General features: G+C 63.8%; 1 protein-coding gene. It reads right to left on the bottom strand.

Annotated elements, in window-relative coordinates:
• The coding region (locus ACYZGB_RS22915; protein WP_462391288.1) for a transposase at positions 1-283 on the bottom strand (283 nt) is incomplete at its 3' end.
• Between the last annotated feature and the right edge of the window lie 32 nt (positions 284-315).

The following is a 315-nucleotide window of genomic DNA, read 5'->3' as shown; positions in this document are numbered from 1 at the left end:
TGCGCAAGGCGCCGACGTCGGTCAGCACGGTCTTGGCGCTCTTGCCGTTGCGGTGATTGGCCGCAGCCCCTTCGGGCTTGGCCTGGCCGGACGCGTAGCCCAGGTGGTGACTCATCTCGGCGCCCAGGGCGCGCTCAAGAACCGACTTCTTGAACTGCTGGAAGATGCCTTCGAGTTCGGCTGGCGTTACCGGCCCGGGGATCAGTTGCTCAAGCGCTGCGGCTGAGAATTGCGGCTGCGCCGCCTTGTCCGCTGCTGCGGTTGTCTTCGTCTTGCGTGGCATTCATGCTCCTTGTTGACATGCTATGCCTCACA

The sequence above is a fragment of the Acidovorax sp. Q11 genome (assembly GCF_054950075.1).
Note: the sequence above shows the minus strand (reverse complement) of the source record. Positions and strands in the feature narration are given on the sequence as shown.